21 protein-coding genes are annotated in these 22,786 nt (G+C 28.7%); all 21 read right to left on the bottom strand.

Annotation, left to right across the window (positions count from 1 at the left end; all coding sequences use genetic code 11):
- Positions 1-86: 86 nt before the first annotated feature.
- The 21 genes from ABD963_RS12210 to ABD963_RS12110 all read right to left on the bottom strand — a co-directional run bounded on the left by ABD963_RS12210 (position 87) and on the right by ABD963_RS12110 (position 22,782).
- Complete coding sequence (locus tag ABD963_RS12210; protein WP_345277264.1) at positions 87-1,235, bottom strand: glycosyltransferase; 1,149 nt, start codon at positions 1,233-1,235, stop codon at positions 87-89.
- Positions 1,235-2,305 (bottom strand): glycosyltransferase family 2 protein, encoded by a 1,071-nt coding sequence (locus tag ABD963_RS12205; protein WP_345277263.1) that lies wholly within the window; start codon positions 2,303-2,305, stop codon positions 1,235-1,237. The genes ABD963_RS12210 and ABD963_RS12205 overlap by 1 nt, the downstream gene beginning before the upstream one ends.
- Positions 2,306-2,312: 7 nt before the next feature.
- Positions 2,313-3,335: a glycosyltransferase family A protein gene (locus tag ABD963_RS12200; RefSeq protein ID WP_345277262.1), complete on the bottom strand. Its 1,023-nt coding sequence runs from the start codon at positions 3,333-3,335 to the stop codon at positions 2,313-2,315.
- A 9-nt stretch (positions 3,336-3,344) separates the two neighbouring features.
- On the bottom strand, positions 3,345-4,130 hold the full coding sequence (locus ABD963_RS12195; RefSeq protein ID WP_345277261.1) for a glycosyltransferase family 2 protein: 786 nt from the start codon (positions 4,128-4,130) through the stop codon (positions 3,345-3,347).
- A 136-nt stretch (positions 4,131-4,266) separates the two neighbouring features.
- Positions 4,267-4,944: an FkbM family methyltransferase gene (locus tag ABD963_RS12190; RefSeq protein WP_345277260.1), complete on the bottom strand. Its 678-nt coding sequence runs from the start codon at positions 4,942-4,944 to the stop codon at positions 4,267-4,269.
- A 13-nt stretch (positions 4,945-4,957) separates the two neighbouring features.
- Positions 4,958-5,764 (bottom strand): glycosyltransferase family 2 protein, encoded by an 807-nt coding sequence (locus ABD963_RS12185; RefSeq protein WP_345277259.1) that lies wholly within the window; start codon positions 5,762-5,764, stop codon positions 4,958-4,960.
- 11 nt (positions 5,765-5,775) lie between these two features.
- Positions 5,776-6,627, bottom strand: a complete 852-nt coding sequence (locus ABD963_RS12180; RefSeq protein ID WP_345277258.1) for a glycosyltransferase family 2 protein — start codon at positions 6,625-6,627, stop codon at positions 5,776-5,778.
- A 21-nt stretch (positions 6,628-6,648) separates the two neighbouring features.
- Positions 6,649-7,599 (bottom strand): glycosyltransferase family 2 protein, encoded by a 951-nt coding sequence (locus ABD963_RS12175; RefSeq protein ID WP_345277257.1) that lies wholly within the window; start codon positions 7,597-7,599, stop codon positions 6,649-6,651.
- 42 nt (positions 7,600-7,641) lie between these two features.
- Positions 7,642-8,577, bottom strand: coding sequence for a glycosyltransferase family 2 protein (locus ABD963_RS12170; RefSeq protein ID WP_345277256.1), 936 nt, complete (start codon positions 8,575-8,577; stop codon positions 7,642-7,644).
- Entirely contained in the window at positions 8,578-9,444 is an 867-nt protein-coding gene (locus tag ABD963_RS12165; RefSeq protein WP_345277255.1) for a glycosyltransferase, read from the bottom strand. It abuts the gene before it with no gap.
- The gene (locus tag ABD963_RS12160) at positions 9,441-10,445 is read right to left on the bottom strand and encodes a glycosyltransferase family 2 protein (protein ID WP_345277254.1); all 1,005 of its coding nucleotides are present in this window, start codon (positions 10,443-10,445) and stop codon (positions 9,441-9,443) included. The genes ABD963_RS12165 and ABD963_RS12160 overlap by 4 nt, the downstream gene beginning before the upstream one ends.
- On the bottom strand, positions 10,423-11,253 hold the full coding sequence (locus ABD963_RS12155; RefSeq protein WP_345277253.1) for a glycosyltransferase family 2 protein: 831 nt from the start codon (positions 11,251-11,253) through the stop codon (positions 10,423-10,425). Before ABD963_RS12155 ends, ABD963_RS12160 begins: the two co-directional genes overlap by 23 nt.
- A gap of 35 nt (positions 11,254-11,288) precedes the next feature.
- A complete protein-coding gene (locus ABD963_RS12150; RefSeq protein WP_345277252.1) occupies positions 11,289-12,125 on the bottom strand; it encodes a glycosyltransferase family 2 protein in 837 nt (278 codons plus the stop codon).
- Positions 12,122-12,970 carry a glycosyltransferase family 2 protein gene (locus ABD963_RS12145; RefSeq protein ID WP_345277251.1) on the bottom strand — a complete coding sequence of 283 codons (849 nt, stop codon included), beginning with the start codon at positions 12,968-12,970 and terminating at the stop codon, positions 12,122-12,124. The genes ABD963_RS12150 and ABD963_RS12145 overlap by 4 nt, the downstream gene beginning before the upstream one ends.
- A 2-nt stretch (positions 12,971-12,972) precedes the next feature.
- Entirely contained in the window at positions 12,973-13,614 is a 642-nt protein-coding gene (locus tag ABD963_RS12140; RefSeq protein ID WP_345277250.1) for an FkbM family methyltransferase, read from the bottom strand.
- 168 nt (positions 13,615-13,782) lie between these two features.
- On the bottom strand, positions 13,783-15,057 hold the full coding sequence (locus tag ABD963_RS12135) for a glycosyltransferase (protein ID WP_345277249.1): 1,275 nt from the start codon (positions 15,055-15,057) through the stop codon (positions 13,783-13,785).
- Positions 15,054-16,031 carry a class I SAM-dependent methyltransferase gene (locus ABD963_RS12130; protein ID WP_345277248.1) on the bottom strand — a complete coding sequence of 326 codons (978 nt, stop codon included), beginning with the start codon at positions 16,029-16,031 and terminating at the stop codon, positions 15,054-15,056. The genes ABD963_RS12135 and ABD963_RS12130 overlap by 4 nt, the downstream gene beginning before the upstream one ends.
- A complete protein-coding gene (locus ABD963_RS12125) occupies positions 16,012-18,252 on the bottom strand; it encodes a polysaccharide pyruvyl transferase family protein (RefSeq protein ID WP_345277247.1) in 2,241 nt (746 codons plus the stop codon). The genes ABD963_RS12130 and ABD963_RS12125 overlap by 20 nt, the downstream gene beginning before the upstream one ends.
- Positions 18,253-18,256: 4 nt before the next feature.
- A complete protein-coding gene (locus ABD963_RS12120) occupies positions 18,257-19,465 on the bottom strand; it encodes an ABC transporter ATP-binding protein (protein WP_345277246.1) in 1,209 nt (402 codons plus the stop codon).
- Position 19,466: 1 nt separating this feature from the next.
- Complete coding sequence (locus tag ABD963_RS12115) at positions 19,467-20,306, bottom strand: ABC transporter permease (RefSeq protein ID WP_345277245.1); 840 nt, start codon at positions 20,304-20,306, stop codon at positions 19,467-19,469.
- Position 20,307: 1 nt separating this feature from the next.
- A complete protein-coding gene (locus ABD963_RS12110; RefSeq protein ID WP_345277244.1) occupies positions 20,308-22,782 on the bottom strand; it encodes an exopolysaccharide transport family protein in 2,475 nt (824 codons plus the stop codon).
- Positions 22,783-22,786 lie beyond the last annotated feature (4 nt).

The raw sequence follows: 22,786 nt of genomic DNA, 5'->3' as shown, positions 1-22,786 counted from the left end.
TAACAACCCAAGTATCTACTGGAAATTTTTCTTCAAAGCTTAAAATTGTATCCTTTATGGTTTGCTGAGTAAACATTTATTATATCCTATTTGATAATAGTGTTATAGGCTTGTAAAACTAGTGATTGCACTAAACCTCTTTCGTATTTGGGCTTTATCTTATTTTGATTAAATTTATAAGCTTTCTCTATTAAATCAGAATTATTAAGCGACGTTTTGATATGCTGCATTATTTCTTGTGAATCATTACAGTCTTGAATTATCAACCCATTTTCTCTATGAGTTATAACTTCCTCGGTTGCACCTCCAGGATTTGATTGAATAGGAAAAGCTCCTTGCGCAATAGCTTCCAATAGTGTATTGGGCATTCCGTCAGAATTGCTATTACCAATATAAATTAATGCACTTCCCATAAATTCTAGAATACGTTGATGTGGTAGGAAGTTTTGCCTAGATAAACACTCAATATTTAATTCAATACCCATTGAATTTTTATTTATGAACAATTCAACCTCATCATCAGCTCCAAAAACAACAACTTTATAAGGTTTAAGATTTGAATACATCTTTTGAAGTGCTTTTAATACTTCAATGGCACGTCCTGAACGACCTTGATAACCTTTTACTAAAATTATATTTCTTTCAAGAACTGGCCTTATAAATTTATCAGTATCGTTATAATTAAACCCTCCTCCTCCTGGAAAAATACCTAGAACATCACCTTCGAAACCATACTGTTTTGCTAATTTGATATCTCTTTGACAATCGGCAAATAAAAAATTAACCCGAGGTAATACTCTTTTAATGTCATTCAAATATGTTGTATGATTCTGAAAAAAATATAAATCACTTCCCCATGAAGAATACACCCACTTTTGCTTTTTATATTTAAGCATTACTGGGAAAATCGGCGTACAAGAAATATACAGCACAAAACTGTGAACAATATCTGGTTGCACTTGTAATAACACTTTTTCAAACTCAGTTTCAACCTTTCGCTCAACTAAAGGTTTGGATAACTTATACAAAAAAGGTAGTCGGCTTTTAATAAAATAGCGCCCTTTAAAATTGGGAAATTTAAGTCTCCATCCGTTTATTTTTTTTACCCAAGGTAATCTTGAAGTTGGGTTACCGTCAACAATATCAAACCAATAAACGTCATGACCAGAATTTTCTAATTGTTCTGTCCACCTAAAAAAATGTAATGAAGGCATGGAAACCAATAATATCTTCATTAGTTAAAGTAAATTATTAAATTAATAACCTCTTTTTTTCTATCAAAATTATAAGTGTAAGGTTTATTTCTGTAGTTTTTAATTATTTCTTCTAAGAAAAGGTTGTTAATAGTTTCTAATTCTAAATAATTGAAGTACTTCCTTTTTAATAGCTTTTTTATCTTTTGAGCTAATCTTTCCTTAACACCTACTGGATATATATTTACTTTAACAACCTTATTATTTAAGTTTTTGAAACTTGCCAATAATGCAGAAAAGTGAAAGTCAATAGGCCGAATATTAATTTCTATATCTGTGTTATCGGAAAGTTTTAAATAATGTTCATTATTAGGAAGTACACCCCAATCGTAATCATAATTTGCAACAACAACTTTGTTTTTTATGGTTGTGTACATGTAATTGTGATTTACACGCTCTAAGTTTGAATGAAAAGGGTTTGAACTATTCTTGCTTCTATAAGCTTTTGGGTGCCATTGATGCTTTAGTAATATCTCTTTATCATAAAAATTAACATCTATTCCAGAAGCTTTTAAACGCATATGGATATCAGTGTCTTCTGCACCCCAGCCATGATAAAACTCATCATAACCGTTTACTTCTTTTAAGACATCGGTTGGAAACAATGTCGTTCCTGTAATTTCCTCATTTCCCTCAAAATCAATTTGATAATCATTAAACGCTTTTATTTTTAAGGACTCTTCTTTAGATAAAAAACTATACTTAAAATAAGTTACTTCCTTTGAGGCCAAATTATTAGCTATCTTAATAAAATCTGGATGGAAAATCAAATCGATATCGCCAACTAAAAAATAAGGAGTGTCACATTGTTTTAGAGCCATATTTATTGCCCTTGATTTGTTCCATAATTGGCCTTGGACTGGACACTGTATCAATGTGATGAAATGATAGTTTTTTGCTATATTTTCAATGGCTTCTGAAAATACTTTTTGGCTACCATAATCAACCAAAATAACCTTAAAACTTGATTTACTTTGGTTTTTTAGCGATTTCAAACAGTTTTTAACAATGTTTAAATCTCTATCTCTATATGTTAATGTTAAAGTTATCAATTCAACTTTATTTAAATACTTTTAATTTTTCTCTAGTAAGCCCTTTACTTTTAAGAAAGAAATCATAAACTTTTCTTATTTTGAATGCCTTTAAAAGTAACTTCATTGCTAATAATTTTAAAGGTTTCTTTTTGGGTGATTGCTTTGCAAAAACTGGTAATGTTACTTTTTCATCAACTTTTTTTTGGCTATCAAATGTACCAACTATCCAATCTTCTTTCAAATTTCCCATGTGGTATGCATAATTATCATAAGTAGATAATCTGTAACCATCTAGTTCATAAGGTGGTTTATCTAAGTATTCCCCTTCTGTGTTGCCTCCCAACTTATAAATCGTATTTTTTCTAGGAATATTTTTTAAGTATTTGGTTTTGTAGGTCGCCACACAATGTGCAGCACTAACAACTGCAATAACATTATCTTGTTTTAATGTCATGATAACATCTTTGTACTTATCATGCAAAAAAGGCCAACCTAAACTATTGGCAAACTTTTCCAAGGCATCTGGATTTTTTACTTCGCGGAATTTCATCTTCTTTGAAAACAAAAAATCTAACCAAATATTTGCTGTATAGCTTAGTTGTTTCCTAAAAACAGGAATTGGAGAAACTACAGCTGCTTTTTTGAAAGTGGAAAAAATTTCAAATATATTTTTATCCCAATTATTCAAGAACAATATATCTGCGTCTGTTATAGTTACAAATGGCTCATTAACAGTTCGTAATCCCTTTAAAATAGCATTGATTTTACCAATATTGTCTTTTTCAATAATGAGTTCGTTTATTTTATTATTTCGAAATAAACGATATAACTTGTCATTTACTTTATCGCAACAGCCATCACTTACAACTGTAATTTTCAATTTGTAAATAGAGGTATTTAAAATAGAATTTAAGCACATTTCAAAAATTGAAAAAGCATCTTTATAATAGTCCTTCTCAAAAGGTATGTATAGAGGCACTAATACCCTATGTTGTATGTTGGAACTTGTAATTAATGCTTCTTTTGATGAGTTTACTCCCTTTCGCATATTTTAAGCTTAATATTCAAACTTTTCTGGTTTATTAAACTTAAACTTCAACATAAATAAAAGTCTTTTTGTAGCATAAAAAATGGATTCTAACAAAACTTTAAAAGCGTTTAATATTGAATACATCGTTCCTTTTAAAACACTAGATAATTTAGGCTCTTCATGCCAAATTTGATAATTACCTACAACATCATTTTTAAATCTGAAAAATAATTGCCTACTATTTCTGCTAATATTATAATTAAAAACAACTGGTGCAAACTCAATATCATAACCTGCTTTTAAAACACGTTTTGTCCAATCTTTATCCTCAAAAGTTGGAACGTTTTCATTGAACTTAATTTTCTCCCAAACTGATTTTCTAAATGCAGAACCTGAAAAAATCAAACCAGATTTATTGGGGTCTTGTTTAGCGGATATATTTTGAATATAATTTTTATAGTCATTGCTGGAATGCAAACACCTCACACCTGCCAAGTTTTTATTGTATTCAAAGGCTTTTTTAATTTTTGAAAAAAAATCTGGACTTACTGGGTAAGAATGGGCACTAAATATCGCTATTATTTCATTATTAGCTTTTTCTGCACAAAAATTGGCACTTCCTCCATAACTAAATTTTGATATAGTCTCAAATCTTGCGTTGTACTTATTGGCTATCTCTTTGGAGTTATCTGTTGAGAGGTTATCAACTACAATTACTTCATCAATATCCTTGCTGTACCTTCTTGTTAAATTTGATAACAAAAACTCTAATGCTTTTGATTGGTTTTTATTTCTAATGACTACAGAAATCATATTAGTTTTTTAATTGGTATAGTATATAAATATAAATTATTTTTTACTGACTTTTCTTAAACTAAATAATTAGCCAATATCCATATAGACAAACATGATAATTTATTTTTTTTAGTATAGTTAAGTTTTTTATATTTTAATCTGAAATGAAAAATAAGTTTCCTAAATCTTGGTTAATTATAGATTTCCCTATTAACCTGTAATTTTTGGTATCTAAATATTTTACTATCTCAGAATTTACATCTTCTTTAATTGACAAATCTGTTTCAACTAATATAACTTTAGGTCTGTAAAGATTCCAATTATTAGTTTTTAAAACTTCTAAATCAAAACCTTCAACATCAATATCAAAAAAATCCAAACGGTCTGTAGATTTTATATGTTTACTTAAAATGTGTTCTAAAGAGTAAATTGGAACTTCAATTTTTTTTACTATTTTATCGACTAAATTGTTTCTTTCAATAAAACTATCACTAAATGTATTCATTGAACTTTCTGAAAACATAAAATACTCCATTTTTTCATTTGAATTTCCTACTCCAGCATTAATAAAAATATCTTTTGGTCGAATTGCCGAATATAACTCTTTTAATTCTGGATTAGGGTCAACACAAATCCCTTTCCAATTTCTTAAGTAAAAAAAATAAGTGTTTGATGCCTTTTTAGGATGCCAAGAGCCAATATCTGCATAAACTCCGGGAGAATTGTTGTTAATAAGTTTCATTAATTGTAAATCATCACCAGATCTGGCAAAACTAATATTTAGTCTAGACCCAAGAAAATCAACAAGTTTTTCTTTAATTATCTTTTTCATTATACAATTTCGACTAGTTTTTTTTTATTTTTTGATAAATTTTAAAGAAGAAATTATTTTTAATCCTGTTATTAAATGTTTTTAAAGATTCATTTTCATGGTAGGCTAAAATAGGGTTTTTAAAATGTGCATCATAAATTGTTTTGTTCTTAGTATAAATGTAATCGTATAAGTCAAAATAAATCTTAGGGGATTCTGAAAAAATATTTGTGAGACTTCCTGTTTTATGTTTCCGATAATAATAAAGTGTTTTGTCTATTTTTACAACTTTAGAGTTTTCATTTAACATTCTAATCCATAGATCCCAATCTTCAAACGATTTTAATTTCTCATCGTAACCCCCTATTTTAAAATAGTTTGCTTTTTTAAAAGGCGTACAGGCTATAAATACATTTTGCAGTAACAATGTTCTGTAACTGTATTTTGGCAAAGTGTAAACACCCTTTTTTTTTCCAAAAAACTCTACTTCGTAATACACTACGTCCGCATTACTAATATTAAATTCATTAATAACTTCTGATATCAAATCTTTACTTATAATGTCATCAGAATCTAATGGTAAAACAATATCATATTCTGCTTTTTTAATACCAAAATTCCTTGCACTTGATAAACCTCCGTTATCTTTAAAGAAATATTTAAATCGGCTGTCTTTTTCTGTCCATTTTAAAGCTATACCTTCTGAATTATCAGTACTGCCATCATTTACAATTATACATTCCCAATTAGATGACGTTTGGTTAAAAACAGATTGCAATGTGTCATCTAAAAATTGAGCTTGATTATAACAAGGAACTATGATGGACACTGAATTTTTCATTCAAGACAATTTTATTTAAAAAATTTGATTTTTCTTTTTATAAATCTAATAGGTGCTAAAATACTACTTCCTATTTTGTAATCTAGCGTGTTTTTAACTTTTAGTTTGTTTTGCTTTAATTTGTGGTTTTCATACAGATTTTGAATGACATAAGAATAGAAATTATCTAAGTAAACTTGTTTGTGCTTATTGAAAATATAACTTCTTAATTCTAAATCGTGATCTTGAAATGCCGAAATATCTCTTGATGATTTTTTTATCCGATAGGTAAATAATGCTTCTTGAATAATGTGCATTTGCCAACCATTTTTTAATATGGATATCCAAAAATCCCAGTCTTCATAACCATTTACTATTATTTCATCATAACCTGATGCTTCTTCCCAGCATATTCTTCTGAACATAGAGCAGTTCATAGCATTATTTTTTACAAGAAAATTTTTGAGGCTACCTCCTGCAGGTTTAATAATTTCTTGTTCTGGCTTGGTGTTCTTTAGTACTTTGTAAAAACATCCAACTACCCCAATATTAGGATTTTCATCCAATATTTTTACGGCTTTTTCAATAAAAGTTTTTTCGAAAAAATCATCAGCATCCAAATTTAAAATATAGTCTGTTTTGGCTAAACTTATTCCTTTATTACGTGTTTTGCAAACTCCCAAATTACTCTGAAAAATGACTTGTACTGACTCAGCTTTAATACTTTCTAATATATTTTTAGTTTGAATATCAGAACCATCATCAATAATTATTATTTTATCGGGCTTAAGTGTTTGATTCAAAATAGAATTTAAGGCTTGTATAATGTATTCACCATCGTTATAACAGGGAATTACTACAGTAACATTGCTTATCATATCCATAACATAAACTATATTGAAGGCTTAGCGTTTGTAAAAAAAAGGGAAAAGCATTTTCCTAAACCTAATAATTGGAAAATATTTAATACTAAAAATTGAAAACAAAAGTTTTGGATTACTATAAAAAAATCCAGCCCAATGTGTAATATCCTTATATAATCTATTTTTCTCTTTTTGTTTTAGTAGCCAAATACGTTTAAACAAGTCATCAATAATATAATTGGCTACTTTATTTTTGCTACACCAAATTACCAAAGTTTCATACATCTTGATGGTATATTTCTGATACAGCGCTTTTTTATCGAAAACATTGGAATCATGTATACCTCTTTTTGCCAACGGACGGTCAAGAATGCCCCCTACAAGTTTCACTTTCAATGCCAATTTAAACAAAAAATAGGAATCTTCAGCAACTTTTAAAGACTCATTGAAATAGCCTATTTTATTTATAACATCTCGCTTTAATGTTAATCCATTTAAGTGGAGATATCCGTATTTTGACGTAATTAAAGCTTCATAAAGATTTTCTGGTGCAACTTTTTGGGTCAGGGTATTTAACTTGAAAAAGTCTTTTTCGTTTTTATCTATTGATCTATAAAACTGAAATCCAACAGCGTTATATACTCCTTCTATTGAACTATCTGTTTCAAAAATCGTTTTGTCGTTGCTAAACCTATTATCTTCATAATAATCGTCAGCATCCAAAAAAGCAATATATTTATTAGTTGCTTTTTGAATCCCTAAATTCCTGGTGGCAGACCTCCCTTTATTGATTTCATTAAAGTGACTAAAAACTTTAATAATATTATTTTCTTTCTGTAATTTTTTAATGATTTTTAATGTGTTATCTGTACTTCCATCATTAATAATTATAACTTCAGATACTTCAGGTTGTGTGCAGGCAGAAATAACAGCTTTTTCAACAAAAGATGCAACATTGTAAACTGGTATTATAACAGATACAAAAAAATTCATTTAGCACTATTTTTTACTATATAATATTAATTTTAGCCTATTTTAATTTAAGTAATTAGCTTTTATTTTACTATTTATTTTCCTACTATGCTCAATTAATTTCAATGTTTTGTTAAAAATCCTTAGCTCTTTATAATATCCTAAAACGTTTTTAAAATTAAGTTTTACAAAACTTTTTATTATCTTAATATGTATTATTTTTCTGGCTTTTAAAATTACTGATGGCTTTAGCGTTTTATTTATGTTGGCATAATTAATACAAATATCTTTTTTGTATATGCTGTAATATTTTTTAGAAAAAGTTTTAAAACTGTTTTCTGATGGCTTATTGGTATCATGCCGTATGAATGTAGCAGGCACAATACCTATTTTTAATTGATAGTAGCGTACTCTTTGGCAATAATTATCATCTTCACCATAATGATAAAAAATAGGATCAAACCCTCCAATGTTTTTTAAAGTATTGATAGGCAAAAACCAAGCAGCAGCTTGAATAAACTCAACAGCATAAACATCTTTTATTTTATTTCCTATTACTAAATCTGAATAAAGTGAACAGGCCTTATCTTTTGAAGTAAATTGGAGAAAATATTTTTCCAAAAACGTACCTGAATAATCTAATTGTATTGGGCTTAAAATACCATATTCAGGGTGCTTATTGGCTACTTGAACTAAATCACGAATGGTATCTTTCTCTAAAAAAGCATCTTGGTTTAATAAAAAAACAAAATCTGCATCTTTATTTAAAGCATAAGACATACCTAAATTATTTGCTTTACCAAACCCTAAATTTTTAGTTTGTTCAAATAAAATTACATTGGGAAAGTTTTCTTTTATAAAAGAAACCGTTTTATCAGTACTATTATTATCAACAACAACAGGTATAACAGGAAAAGAACTGTTAACAACACTTTTCAAACATTCGTCTATCCATTTAAGACCATTATAGGTCACAATTATAACATATCCTTTTTTCATTTATTGATTAGTTAAAATTGTTTTTAAATATCTTTTACAAAAATAAAAATGGTATTTAGAAACTGGCTTAAAAAGCACCAATCGCAACCAGTAATAAACAGCTTGCATTTTTAAATTATTGGTAAGAAGTTTTTCGCAAAATAATTTACCATTTTTAAATTCCAATCTTTTAAACTGGTCAGTGAGTAAAGTGCCTTCAACTTGCAATGGCAATTTTTTTCTGTAACGTTTATCAAAGTTTATAACAGACTTGCACCAATCTATATCTGGAGTACCAAATGAAAAATGCTCAATTAAAATAGAGTTTGTAACAACCACTTTAAGGTTTTGCATTTTGTAAGCCAAGGATATGTTTAAATCGTAGTTGTGGAAGCCTATTAAATCCTCATCAAAATAAATGTTTTCATTGGGTCTTGCTACCATAAAAAAACCGTCAACAGCAACCACGTCCTCAATATTAGACTCTTTCCAGCCAATGTTCCAATATTCTACCTCGCCATTTTCAAGATGTTGTTTTAAGTGCATAGCTTTTTCATGAATACCACAATCCCACCAAGCAGAAGGCATTTTAGTTTTTACTTTAGCTCCGGCAACGCCTATCAAACCAATTTTTGGGTTGTTTTCAAAAATTTCTTGAATTTTTAAACCCCAATTTTTTGTATGTAGCAGAATATCATCATGCATAAAACACCAATAGTTTCCTTTACTTTTTTTTAACCCTAGATTGTAAGCTTGAAAAATGGAATATTTGTTTTTAGAGTTATTAACTACAATCAATTCATATGGACAACCTATTGTAGAGCTAATATTTTCTATTAAACTTAAATCTACCTTTATTGTTCTGCTACATATAATTATGGATATCATGTAACTTTGCTTTTAAGCTTTAAAAATAAATTCTTTAATTTATAACGCCTGATAAAATAAAATAAAATACTAAATATCAATGTAATTGCTTCTTTAAACTTTTTATTGCTAAGCAACAAAAGCGATTTTTCATATTTTAATTCCTTTATTAGCTTTTTTAGTTTCTCACTAATTAACCGCTTTTTTAATTTATTTATCTTATTTAAAAAATGCTGCATTTCATCTCGCAGCTGGATATCAATATTCAACAATTCAATTTTATTTTCCTTCTCGTTTGCGTATGCTATAACACTTTGCGAATGATACCTAAAATTATTTAAGCTTTTTGATGTAAAAGCAACTTTACCCGTTAACAATAGTTTGAAATAAAACAACCAATCTCCACAATATTTTAAATTACTATTAATTTCATCTAAACCTAATTCTAACACTTTGCTTTTTCTCATTAAAACTGCACTCGCATTTGGTATAGTATTTTTATAAATTAAATATTTCTGTATAAAAATGGCTCCATCAATAATAAAATCTGAATCGAATAAAGGTGATTTAAAATAATCAGTGTAATTTTTCCAATTTCCTGTTACCTCTCCGTTCACATTAACTTTATTGGACTGACAGTAAGCCAAAACAACTTCAATATCGTTACCAAAAGGTTTAATTACTGTTTCAAGAAACTGATCGTCACAAAAATCATCCGATTCTGCAATCCAGATAATCTCACCTTTGGCCAACTCAATACCTTTACGCCATTGAACAAAGGTGCTTCCAGAGTTTGTTTTATTAAATACACAATGAGATATTTTGGGATGTTTAGCATATTCTAATAAAATAGCTTGACTATTATCTGTACTGCAATCGTCCAACAAGATAACCTCAAAATTTTTATAGGTTTGGTAAAAGATGCTCTGTAACCGTTGTTCTAGGAAATGCTCATGGTTATAATTTGGTATAATTATCGATACTTTAGGATTCATACTTTCAAAGTATAAAGTGGTTTTCAATTTTTGCGAAAATTTTAAAACTAAACTTTAATATGTATGCTACAAATAATTTAAAATAGTTCTTTTGTTTTTTGTATAAACAAATAGCCTCATTACAATCTATGATTAACTCTGAAAATGTTAATTTTCCAACTCCTAAAGTAATAATTTTAAAAAATTTATCTTTATTAAAAACATGATCTTGATTAATAGAACTAAATCCACCATCTGCATAATTAGCAATAATTTGATCTACATATATGCCTTTGATTTTGGATGAAAAAAACCATCGAAAATTATGATCCCAGTCTGCATGACAAACATACTTTAAGTCAAACTTGCCAATCATTTTAAAAATCTTTTTATTGAAAAACATAGATTGATGGCAAATATTTTTTTTTGTTAATTTAGAATAGGTGAATTCACCGTCATAAAAACCATTAAAACGTGTTGAATATACATTTCCATACAATACAGTATTATCATCAACATGGGTATATTGTGAAAGTTTTTCTAAGGTTTGGGTTTCATAAAAAAAATCATCACTTCCCATAAAAAATAGCCAACAACCCATTGCTAAATCTATTCCTTTATTCATAGCATCATATATACCTCTGTCCTTTTCTGAATAAATTCTTATTTTATTGAATTTAGCTTTGTATTCTTTAGCAACATCAATTGTACCATCAGTTGACAAACCGTCCATTATTAAAACTTCCAAATCATTAAACGTTTGGTTTACAATACTTTTTAAGGATTCTCGTAATGTTTTCTCTGAATTAAAAGTTGGTATTATGATTGAAAATAAAGGTGGTTTATTAATTAACATCTAATTTTGTATCATATTAAATAAATTGAAGCTTTTTATTTACTAAGAATTTTAAAATATTTTTTAATTCTTCTAAACGGTTTTAATAAAAAAGAACCTAATCGAAATTCTTTAGAATTAGACAAAATTTTCAACTTTTTTTCTAAACTTAGTTTTTCATAATACAAATCTACAATATTATATTTTTGAGCTATATTAAATTCCGTTAGTTCCAAATGAAACCCATCAGCATTAGATTTTAAACCACTTAATCCGGTTTCATTAAAAATAGCAACAATAATATTAAGATATTTTATTTTTATTTCTTTTTCTCTAAAGCATCTTATATTAAAATCATAATCGGCATGTATAAAATATTTTAAATTATAATTACCAACTTTTTTAAAGGTTTCCTTACTATAAAAAATTGCTTGATGGCATATACTTATTTGATCTATAATTAATCTATCTAAACTAGATTTTCCAGAATGAATACGTTTGCTTTTTTTAAATTCTACATTGCCATAGATAAAATCATATTTTAAATTTTCTTTTGAAAATATTTGATTTAAAGTGTCTTTATTATAAAACACATCATCACTACCCATAAAATATAAAAAATCTCCTTTAGCTAATTTTATCCCTTTATTCATGGCATCATACACACCCTTGTCTTTCTCTGAAACCAATGTTATGGTTGAATGCGAATATGCTGCTTTAAATTTGTTTACTAGTTCACATGTAGTATCATTTGAAAAACCATCAACAACTATAACTTCAATATTAGTATATATTTGGTTTACAATACTTTCCAAAGTTTCTGTTATTGTACCAGCCGAATTAAACGTTGGTATTATAATACTTAATAATGGATGTTTTTTTTGGTTTTTCATTCAACAAATTTTGGTTTCCCTATTATTATTTTAATCAATTTATTAAATATTTTGCTTAAATATTTATTTTGAAATAATGTATTTATTGAACTTAAAAGTTTCATTAGTTTAACCATTGCTTTTTCAAAAACAGATAGCTTTTTAAAGTTTAACAATAGTGATTCTTTCGTTTCATTTAAATATTGTTTTCTATCTCCAGATTTTTGTCCTTCCCGTTCTCTAAATGCTCCCAAATGTTCTTTTGTACAATACATTTTTTCAAGTTCAAAAAATCTCAACCACAAGTCAAAATCGGCAGATATTTTAAAACTTGTATTTAAGTAACCGCCAGCCTTATCCCATAATGTTTTTGACCAAAAAGATGACTCTTGTTGAATAAATGAGAAAGTTTTTTCATATTCTAAAAAATAAAAGTAAAATTTTGAAAAAAAATATTCTTTCTGTACAATAACATTGTTGTTTTTGTCTATCATTGTGGGTCTACCTTGCAACCAATGGATATTAGGGTTTGAACTAAATATGTTAGCCACACTAAAAAGTGAATTTTCCCAAAGTATATCATCTGAATTTATCCAGCACATAATATCCCCTGTAGCTTTTAAGAAACCTTTGTTAATAGCATAATACATGCCGCCATCTGGTTCGCTATTCCAATAGGCTAGGTCTTTTTCATACTTTTTTATGATATCTAAAGATTGGTCAGTACTTCCTCCATCAATAATAATATATTCAAGGTTTGGGTAATTTTGATTTAGCACAGAATTAATGGTTTCTTCAATATAATCCCCTTGATTATAATTTGGTGTTACTACAGTAATTCGTGGATATTTTTTTGTGAGTGCCAAACCTATGTATATGAGTTATATGAAAACTCTTTACTATTTGAAGGAATAAAAAAAGTATCCATTTGCCAAAAAGAATTATCGTATTTTCTTTGCATAAAATCCACCATTTCAATGGGCGAAAAACCTAATTTCTCCATATAGCTGCATATCTCCCAATAACGAAGACTATCATTAGTTATTTTATAATTATATGTTTCAATAATTATTAAACTAGCTGCTTTAATGGTTTTTTTTGCTCCCTCAATTATTGGAACCTCAAAACCGTGAGTATCTAATTTCAATAGATAAGGACCTTTTAATTTCCGCCTTTTCAGTTCTTCATCAATAGCTATTACAGGAACCTCTATGCAATCATTTGTTAACTTAGTTTCTGAAGCCAATCCTCCTAAAGGGTTTTCATTATTAAAATAAATCATTCCTTCTTTTTTTCCAGCCGCAGCTAACACATAATCACTATTTTCGAATTCTTGTTTAAATTTTTTTAATCCGTTTTCATGATTTGTTTGTGCTTCAATCAGTAAGTAATTGGCATCAGGAAATGTTTTCATGCAAGCTCTGGACCATATGCCATCTGAGGCACCAACATCTATTACTGTATTTATTTTTAAACCTCTTTCAACACAACGTTCTATGGCTTTATACATTATGAAAGCATTTTCATCTAATGCTGATTTTTTCTGTATTTTTCTTTTTTTATGAATGGAATAACCAAAAAAATTAAAAAAACATTTAGTAAAGTTCTTAATCTTTTTAACCATAATTAATTTACTTTTTGATAATTATTCTTCGTGCTATAAAACCCCTATCTTTTTTTAAAAACTAGTTTTTTTGCCCTGAATACTATTGAATAGTTGAATATATGATTTCACTTGTAAAGTTAGAGCATAATTTTTAAGAGCCTTTTGTCTGATAATTTGCTTATCAAATAAGTGTTCGTTCTTAATAAATTTGTTAATAGTATTTACTAGTGATTGAACACTAATCTCACTAGAAATAAATCCGTTTTCTCCATCAATTAATATGTCAGGTATTCCACCAACGGGAAAACCTATTACTGGCGTTCCACATAATAAAGACTCTAATACAGTATTGGGCAAATTATCCATCAAAGAAGGAATAACAAATACATCTGAAGCATTATAAATATTACACATAACATTTTCATCCTCAATTAGACCTAGTTCAATTATTTTTTCTGAGACTTTAATTTCTTTATTTAAATGCCCAATAGCACACAATACCAAATTTTTGTTACCTAACTTTTCAAAAGCTTTTTTAAGATATGTGAAACCTTTACGGCTATTATCAATGGAATCGGCTACAAATAAAATGATTTTTTTATCCATTGGAAGTCCTAATGAACCTCGAGCATAATTTTTATCTATTATTTTAAAAACGGAGGAATCTATTCCGTTGGGAATAATATGAATAGGAAACTTTTTAAATACGTCACTTTTTTTTGCCTCTGCGTACATCCAATTATTTAAAGTTACAATGTGTAAGTTTTTTACTTTTTTTAAAGCTTTAAGTTTTAAGTTAACGTTTTTTTTGAACTCTTTTTTTTCTTTCTCAGAAACAACTCTAGGTATAGGAAAACCCTCATCATTAATTCCTAAATATTTTTCAGTATAATGTTCGCCTCCAGTGAATGGATTCATATCATGTATGGTCCATACAACTGGTTTTGTGTTTTTTTTAAAAAAAGATTTATAATCTAAAAAATCAGCAACCCAATGTAAATTAATAATATCTGCCTCCTTATAGGATTTTGATTGAGTAATATCAAAATTTGAATTTGGATAACTAAATAGTTCTAAACTAATATCCCTTGTTTGAAGAAAAAGGTCTTGTCTAGATTGTTTTGATTTATATTTTTTTTGAGTTTTTATGTATCTATTAAATAGCTTTTTTACTAAGCTTTGCTTAGTTTTTTTCGGCTTGAAAACATTAGCAAAAGGGATGTTTTTTGATTTATCCCTTAAAAGAAGATGAGAATGGAATCCTTCCTTTATAAGACCTCCATGCAACCGTAAACAGGCATTTGCAGCTCCACCTCTGTCGTATGTGTTTACCAATAATATTTTCATTTGGATAGTTTTTGGGCATAAATGCAAATTCCCGAGGAGAGACCTATTAATTCTAAGAATTTTCTAATGATAAAATTCATATATGATAAAATCAATTTAAAACAGGTTCTCAAATTTAGTTTTAAAAATGACTTTATAATTTGTTTAATGTTGGGTGATGGTATATTTGGCCAGTATATTGGATGACCAAGACGATAATGAATTTTCTCTTTTGGGTAAAGGTTTAGTGATTTTAGCAACATTGACAAATTTTTCATTCTAAAACCAAATAAATGCCGTGGTGGGTCAACTGCGAACGGTCTTTTGATTAATAAGTTTATGAATGATACATTATCAAAACTTTTTTTATATAAATCTACATAAAACTTATTGACCCCATCTTTAATTAGTAGCTCAATACCAGCATTGTTATCAGTTTCGATAATCAATATACCGTTGGTTTTTAATAGGCTTGATATTCCTTGAATAATTGAGTAGGGATCATTAACATGTTCTATTACATGCCTAAAAAAAACTATATCATACTGCTTATCGTTTGAATTGAAAAATTCATATAAATCCTTTTCAATAATATTTTCAAGTTTTAAATGTTTTTTTGCAAATTGGACTGATACTGGATCTTTTTCAACCAATATGGAGTGTAAATTATTTTCAGCTGCAGCTTTTGTATAATAACCAAGACCTCCTCCTAAATCTAAAAAAGTTACTTCTTGTTTAAGTTCAACATTTAGCTTTTTTAATACTTTTAAATAACCTTGCATTGAACGTTGTGCCCATTTCATTTTTTTATCATCAAATGAAATAGTCAAATCAGAATACATTCCATTGTAATAATCATTTAAAGTATTAGCATCAGGCTGAGGATAAGTAAATGTTATTTTACATTTTGGGCAACGATGAATATCACCAAAATTTACATTGCTTTTTAGTAATAATCTTGGATTTATTTCATATTTACAAATCTTGCAAATCATGTTTTTGATTATTATTGTTTTTTATAATATCTTCTACTTTCCATAGTTTAGATAAACACTCATGGTCTAAAAGATAATTGTAAATTTTACCTCCTAGTGTATAATCTATTGCTATAAAATTGGTTTCTAAGGTGTGAGCAAATAAGACCGAATGAAACCGCATACAAATATTTAAACTTGATTTTTTCATGGATTCTGAAATACTATTAACTGTGGATAACTTTTTATTGAACACCACTCTTTCATCATTATTAAAATATTTCTGAATAAAGTAACGTGAAAAATCACGATCATCGTTACCTATTACAAAATTGTGCATATGATGAAATTCTATTCTCTTAACATTTTTATCATTTGCTTGTTTTTTAATTAAACTTGCCAAACCCTCTTCAAATCTACTTTTTTTAACTAAAAATTCATTTTTGGTTCCATTAAAATATTCAAAAGTCCAATCTCTTAAATAACAGGTTATGATGTTTTCTTTTTCAACAACTAGGTTATCCTTGATTGTTAATAAATATTTCTTAGCTGGATCTCCAAAGTATTCAATATGTTTAGTTATACCATAAGATTTGGCAATTTCAATACTTATCTGGTCTCTCAGCTTTATTTCATCACTATATTGCAAAATATTTTTAACGGCTTTTTCAAATTTTTTAGACTTTAAAGGTCCTATACCGCAACCAAAAACAACTGTTTTGTTTCCATAAGCTTTTGCAACTTTAAACCCTAATAAGGGTATAAATAGTTCATTTATATCCATTAAAGGACCTCCTCCCATTACGATAACATCCGAACTTTTTGAATAAGCTAGAAGCTCAAAAGTTTTTGTTGACACAACTGTTGCATTTATAGATAATTCATAACAAGTTCTTTTTGTAATAAATGGATATATACTACCAATAACAAACTCAACTTCACCTTTGAATTCTGATTTATAATAATCTATTATTCCAGCCAAAATAGCTTTATCACCAACTGTTTCAGTGCCATACCAACCCATTATAAAAATTCGCTTTAGCGAATTTGATTTTGGGATTTTTTTTACTAATCTTGCTATAGAAACTATTTTATTTAATTGTTCAATTTTTAAATATTTATTGAAAAATATCTCGTTTTGTTGAAGTTCCACTTCATGTTGTGTAATAGGAGCATGATAATCATGAATACAATTTTTGCAGTTTTCTTTAAGAATTCTTCTTTTCTCTTCTAATTGTTCCTTGTAAATTATCTGTGGAGATTGCTCAAAAGCATTTCCAATTTCTTTTGATTTTGGAGCACAATAACTTAGTTGACCCTTAGACCCAAGAACCACGCCTTTATTATGATAAGGACAACCAATTAATCTATTGCCTCCTTTTAGGATGTTTTGAATACTTGAATAAGTTCGTCTGTAAATATCATTGGGTTCAAATGAATGTTTTAATTTTTCGAAAAACAACAACAAATTATAGGTTTCGTCTTCATCAAAATTACGAATTACTTTACCCCTATCCTGATTGTAAAGCCTGTTTATGGTCTCAGCTACTCTAAATCTCCCATACATATTATTTTGTTTCGCATAAAACAAAAGGTCGTCAGCATCCCACACATTAATTTTTGATATTGTACAACCAAATTCTACTGGTATTTTCAATTCATATTTTAAATAATTATATACAGAAATAGCCGTTTTGAAGTTACCTTTTGTACCTCTAACATTATCATGGACCTTATCGACCCCATCAATGGATATCATAGCAGAAAATGGTACATTATGGCTATCACAAACCCCTTTTACTTCTAAAATTCTTTTTTTTACATCAGCTTCAATTATGGCATTAGTAATAATACTTAATCCTTTTATATTGGGTAATGCGTCAATAATTTTCTGATAAACATCTGGCAAATCTTCTCTTAAAGTAGGTTCACCTCCAGTAACACCTACATGCTCCAACTCTGAAAAAAAGTCATCCAAGAGTACTTTTTTTAATTGCTCTGGAGTAATCTCTAGAGCTTCATCACGTTTCCAAATATTACACATCGTGCATTTAGAATTACAACTGTCTATTATATTGAGATTCAAAACTGTTGGCTTAGAAGAACTATCTAAAACTTGAGTTGAAAATGTACTCTTTTTTCCAAAATATAGCTTTTTAAAAAATAAGAAGTCGTTTTTGAAGCTGGCAATTTTTTTTCTAGCTATTTCTTTTATTCTAAACAGTTTGTGTTTAAGCTTCATTAATTCAGATTGTTTTAATCCACTCTGAGTTTAATTGTACGGGTACAGTACCCACCAATACCCCTCCTGTACTCTCAAAATGGCATAAATTCCTGTAATTACTTAACGTTTTACCAAATTTATATTCATGAGAATTTATGTTTTCTACAAAATAAATATTTATTGCATACCTGCCAGGTGTAAAAACATTTTCAAATTTAACTTCTGTTGAATAGCTGGTTTTATCAAATTTTAAATTTTGACTCAAAGAGTTGATAGAAGCTACTCCATTTAAATTAGCATCCATAATAACTACACTAATAAAATAATTTTTATAATCAGAATTATTAACCAAGTTTAATTTTAAACACATTCTTTCAGATGCAGAAAAAGTCGTTTTTTCTCTTCCTTCATTATCTGATAATAAAAAAGAGTTAATTTTAATATCCTCACCAATTATTGTAGTATCCTCAATGGTAAAATCTTGATTATAAATACTTAAACCATAGGCAATATCTATTCCAAAATAATTAACAACTCCTTTTTTTATATGCATTACATGAGTACTTATCCTAGCCACTTGAGGCATGGAATGGCTGACAAAAATAACTGCACATTTATTAAGTAACTCTGAAATTCTGTTAAAACATTTTACACGAAATCCAATATCACCTACCGCCAAAACCTCATCAATAATAAGCACATCAGGTTCCATTTGTGCTGCCACAGCAAAACCTAAACGTACTTTCATACCACTGCTGTAATTTTGTACAGGCATGTCAATAAATTCCTCTAATTCTGCAAACGCTATAATTTCATTTAATTTACTATCTATCTCTTTACGAGTAAAACCCAATATTGCGCCATTATTATAAATATTTTCCCTACCACTTAAAATAGGGTTAAATCCTGCCCCCAATTCGATTAATGCCCCAACACGACCTTTGATAGTGATAGTACCTGCATCTGGATTTATTAAGCCATTTAAAATTTTTAATAACGTAGATTTTCCTGCGCCGTTGTGACCTATTAACCCCAAGCATTCCCCGCGGCGAAGTTCAAAGTTAATATCCTTTAATGCCCAGAACTCTTTAGTGCGCAACAAACGCACTTTGTTATTGGATTTCAAACCACCTATTAAATCAATAATACCGTACCATAGGCTTGTCTTTAAATCTTTACAAAACTTTTTGCTTAGACCTTCAACTTTAACCAATAAATCGTTATTATCCATATTATGCATTTGACCTTTCAACAACTATTGGTATTGAAATACGATACCAAACCAAACCTATTAGTAAAAATGGCAAGCTTATAGCCAATACCAAAAAATACCAATTAAGATAAATAAAATCGCCACCCAAAAGCATTGTACGGGTAACTTCCATAATTGGTGTCAAAGGGTTAATATTCATTAGTGTTTTCATCAATCCTGTTTCAGGTATGGTATAAACTACAGGAGTAATGTACATGAACAATGACAATCCTAAATTTACAATTCTACCTACATCAGTATACAACATACTAAAGGGCGTTAAAATCAATCCAATTGTATTTCCCAACACTATTATTGCTAGTAGTCCCAATGGAAAAAACATCATGTTAATATGAAAGCCTACTTTGTAAATAATCATTAAAATTATAAGTAAACCAATTTTAAATGCACTATCAAAAAGCATTTTGTAGATACCTGAAACTACTAGAGCTTCTTTTGGGAAATTAATTTTGCTTAAAATGCTTTTAGCACTATTTGTACTATTTGTGGGCGTTGTTAATGCCTCTTTGAATATCGACCATATTAAGGTACCTGAAAATGCATAAACCGGATATGGCACTCCAGTATCAGAAAGTGTTACTGTTCCTGTGTTACTTAAAAATATCCAGACAATTGCGGTTGTAATTGGTGCTATAAATGCCCAAATGATTCCCAAATAGGATTGTCTATATTGTGCCTTAATATCCCGTTCGGCCAATTGACGAGCTAAAAACCTAGAGGCATATATGTCTCTTAAACTTTGCTTTAATATTTTGAAAACACTTACATTGTTTTCTTTTTTATAAATTCTAGTCTCCAACCTATACTCTACGACTTTTTATGAACAAATTTTTTAGTTTTTCAATTAATCCTTTTTTAGAATTTTCATTGTCATGATATCCATTGGCATAAGCACCATAGCCATAGCCATAACCATAACCATAGCCATAACCGTAACCATATTTCCCTTTTTGGTTATAGCCGTTGTAAACAAAGCTTAAATTTTTTATTTCTCCTTTGTTATATTTATCATTTACAAGACTTATCATACCTTTTTTGGTGTAATCTTGTCTTATTATATAAACAGTAGCATCAACATATTGAGTTAATTCCAATGCATCGGCAACCAATCCAACTGGTGGCGTATCTAAAACAATAAAATCATATTCTTTTTTTAATGTTTCCATTAAATCATCCATATTTTCATTCATCAGCAGTTCAGACGGGTTGGGCGGAATAGGACCAGAAGTAATGACATCTAAATTTGCAACCATGGTTTTTTGGGTAACTTCTTCTATCTTTTTTTGTCCTATCAAGTAATTAACAACACCTATATCATTTTCAATATTAAAATCCCCAAATATTTTAGGCTTTCTTAAATCTAATCCTACCAGAATAGTTTTCTTACCGCTCATGGCAAAAACAGTAGCTATGTTAATGGAGCAGAAGGTTTTACCCTCTCCACTAACAGACGATGTAACCATAACCGCTTTAGAACCTTCTAAATTGTGCTTTTTATAAAAATATTGCAAGCTAGACCGTAAAGATCTAAATGCTTCGGCTATGGTTGATTTTGGCTTTAAATGTACTGCCAAGTTATTTTCCAAGTTATTTTTACCCACAACACCTAATAAGGGAATGTTAGATAAATTTTCCAAAACCTGCGGATTATGTATTTTATTATCAAAAAAAGTTATTAAAAAAGCCAGTAAAAGTAGAGGTAAAATACCTCCGATAATAGCAAACAAATAACGGGAACTCAATTTTAAATCAATAGGTATGGCACCAGTATCTTTCGCTTTATCGATAATCATTATATCTGAAACACTTGCTGATTTAATAATATCTGCCTCACCACGTTTAGACAAAAACATATTGTAAGTTCTCTCACTTAATGAATATTGGCGTTGTATATCAAACAATTCCTGTTGCGCTTTTGGCAACTTTCTTATTTTAGATTCTTCAATAGCAATTTTGGTATCTATTGAATTTTGTAGTCTTTTAATTTCATTTGTTGCAGAATTGATGTTTTCTAAAATAACCAATTTCAAACCATCAATCTGCCTATTAAGATCTGCAAAAATGGTGGCGTCTTTTCTTACCGTTGATCCATATTTAGATTTTTGTACGGACAGACTATTAATTCTTGTAACGTTGTTGAGTATGTTGGAATCTTCAATACCTGCTACTGCAGGTGCAGGTATTTCAGTAAACGAATCACTGGTTTCCAAATAGTTTTTTAAACTGGTATAATAAGCAAGTTTTGTTTTATTACTTTCCTTTGCATCTTCTAAAGAAATGATTTTGTTGTTTATATAAGTGCCTTCATCGTTTAGATTAAAAATTCTATTTTCTTCTTTGTACCTATTTAAAGAATCTGCATTTAAAGTCAATTGTGTTTTTACTCTATCCAGTTGGTCATCTATAAAGTTTATGGTATTGGTAACAAATTGGTTTTTCCTGCTAAGTTGCTCATCGCTTAAAACCTGGACAGTTTCATTCAGGTAATCAACAATTTTAGCTTTGTTAACATCAACCATACTTAAGTTTAGTATGGGAGAATTTTTTGGGTTATCAATGCTTAAACTACCTCTATATTTACCAACAACCACATCAAAATCATTAAACTGTAAAAAATATTCTTCATTTGGGGCAACATTTCGATCTTCTCTAATAGAAATTATTCCATTTATATAAGGAAGACTTATGTCCTCATTTAAAGCAAACTGCTTTTTAAATTCACCTTCTGGAACACTTATGCTGGATTTGCTTTTGTCAGTGAAATTCTGTGTTCTTGCTAAACTAGATTCAAAATTTATATAAACCTCATACATGTCATTTTCAAGAAAGGTTATCCTTATAGGGATATCCAACAACTGTTTAGTGTTGGGTGTTAAATCAATCTTAAAGGGTGAATATGTGTAAATATCATCTTTTCTGAATCTAGATTGCTTTAAATAGGTAATGTAAAAATCCAAATTATCAACTACCTTTTCATGAATAGACCTTGACCTCAAAGAATTCATAATTGTTTGTACTTTACCCGAAACACCCCCCCAATTAAATGTTAAACTTGTAGTTGATGTAAATAGCGGGTTGGATTCTTCTTCAATAGAAATTTGAGTACTTAGTCTGTAAGATTGTTGTGTGCGAATATTTTGTTGGTAAACAATAAATATACCAACACCTATAAACAACAAAAACAACTTCCAGTAACTTAATACCCTTATTATAAAAGCTTTAAAATCAAATGCTGGTTGTGATTGTGACTCTGATACATCAAATTCTTCTTCCATAATT

Origin of the sequence: Litoribaculum gwangyangense (assembly GCF_039543505.1) — a bacterium.
GTDB lineage: Bacteria > Bacteroidota > Bacteroidia > Flavobacteriales > Flavobacteriaceae > Litoribaculum > Litoribaculum gwangyangense.
The sequence above is the reverse complement of the archived record's forward strand: the minus strand, read 5'-3'. Positions and strand labels throughout refer to the sequence as shown.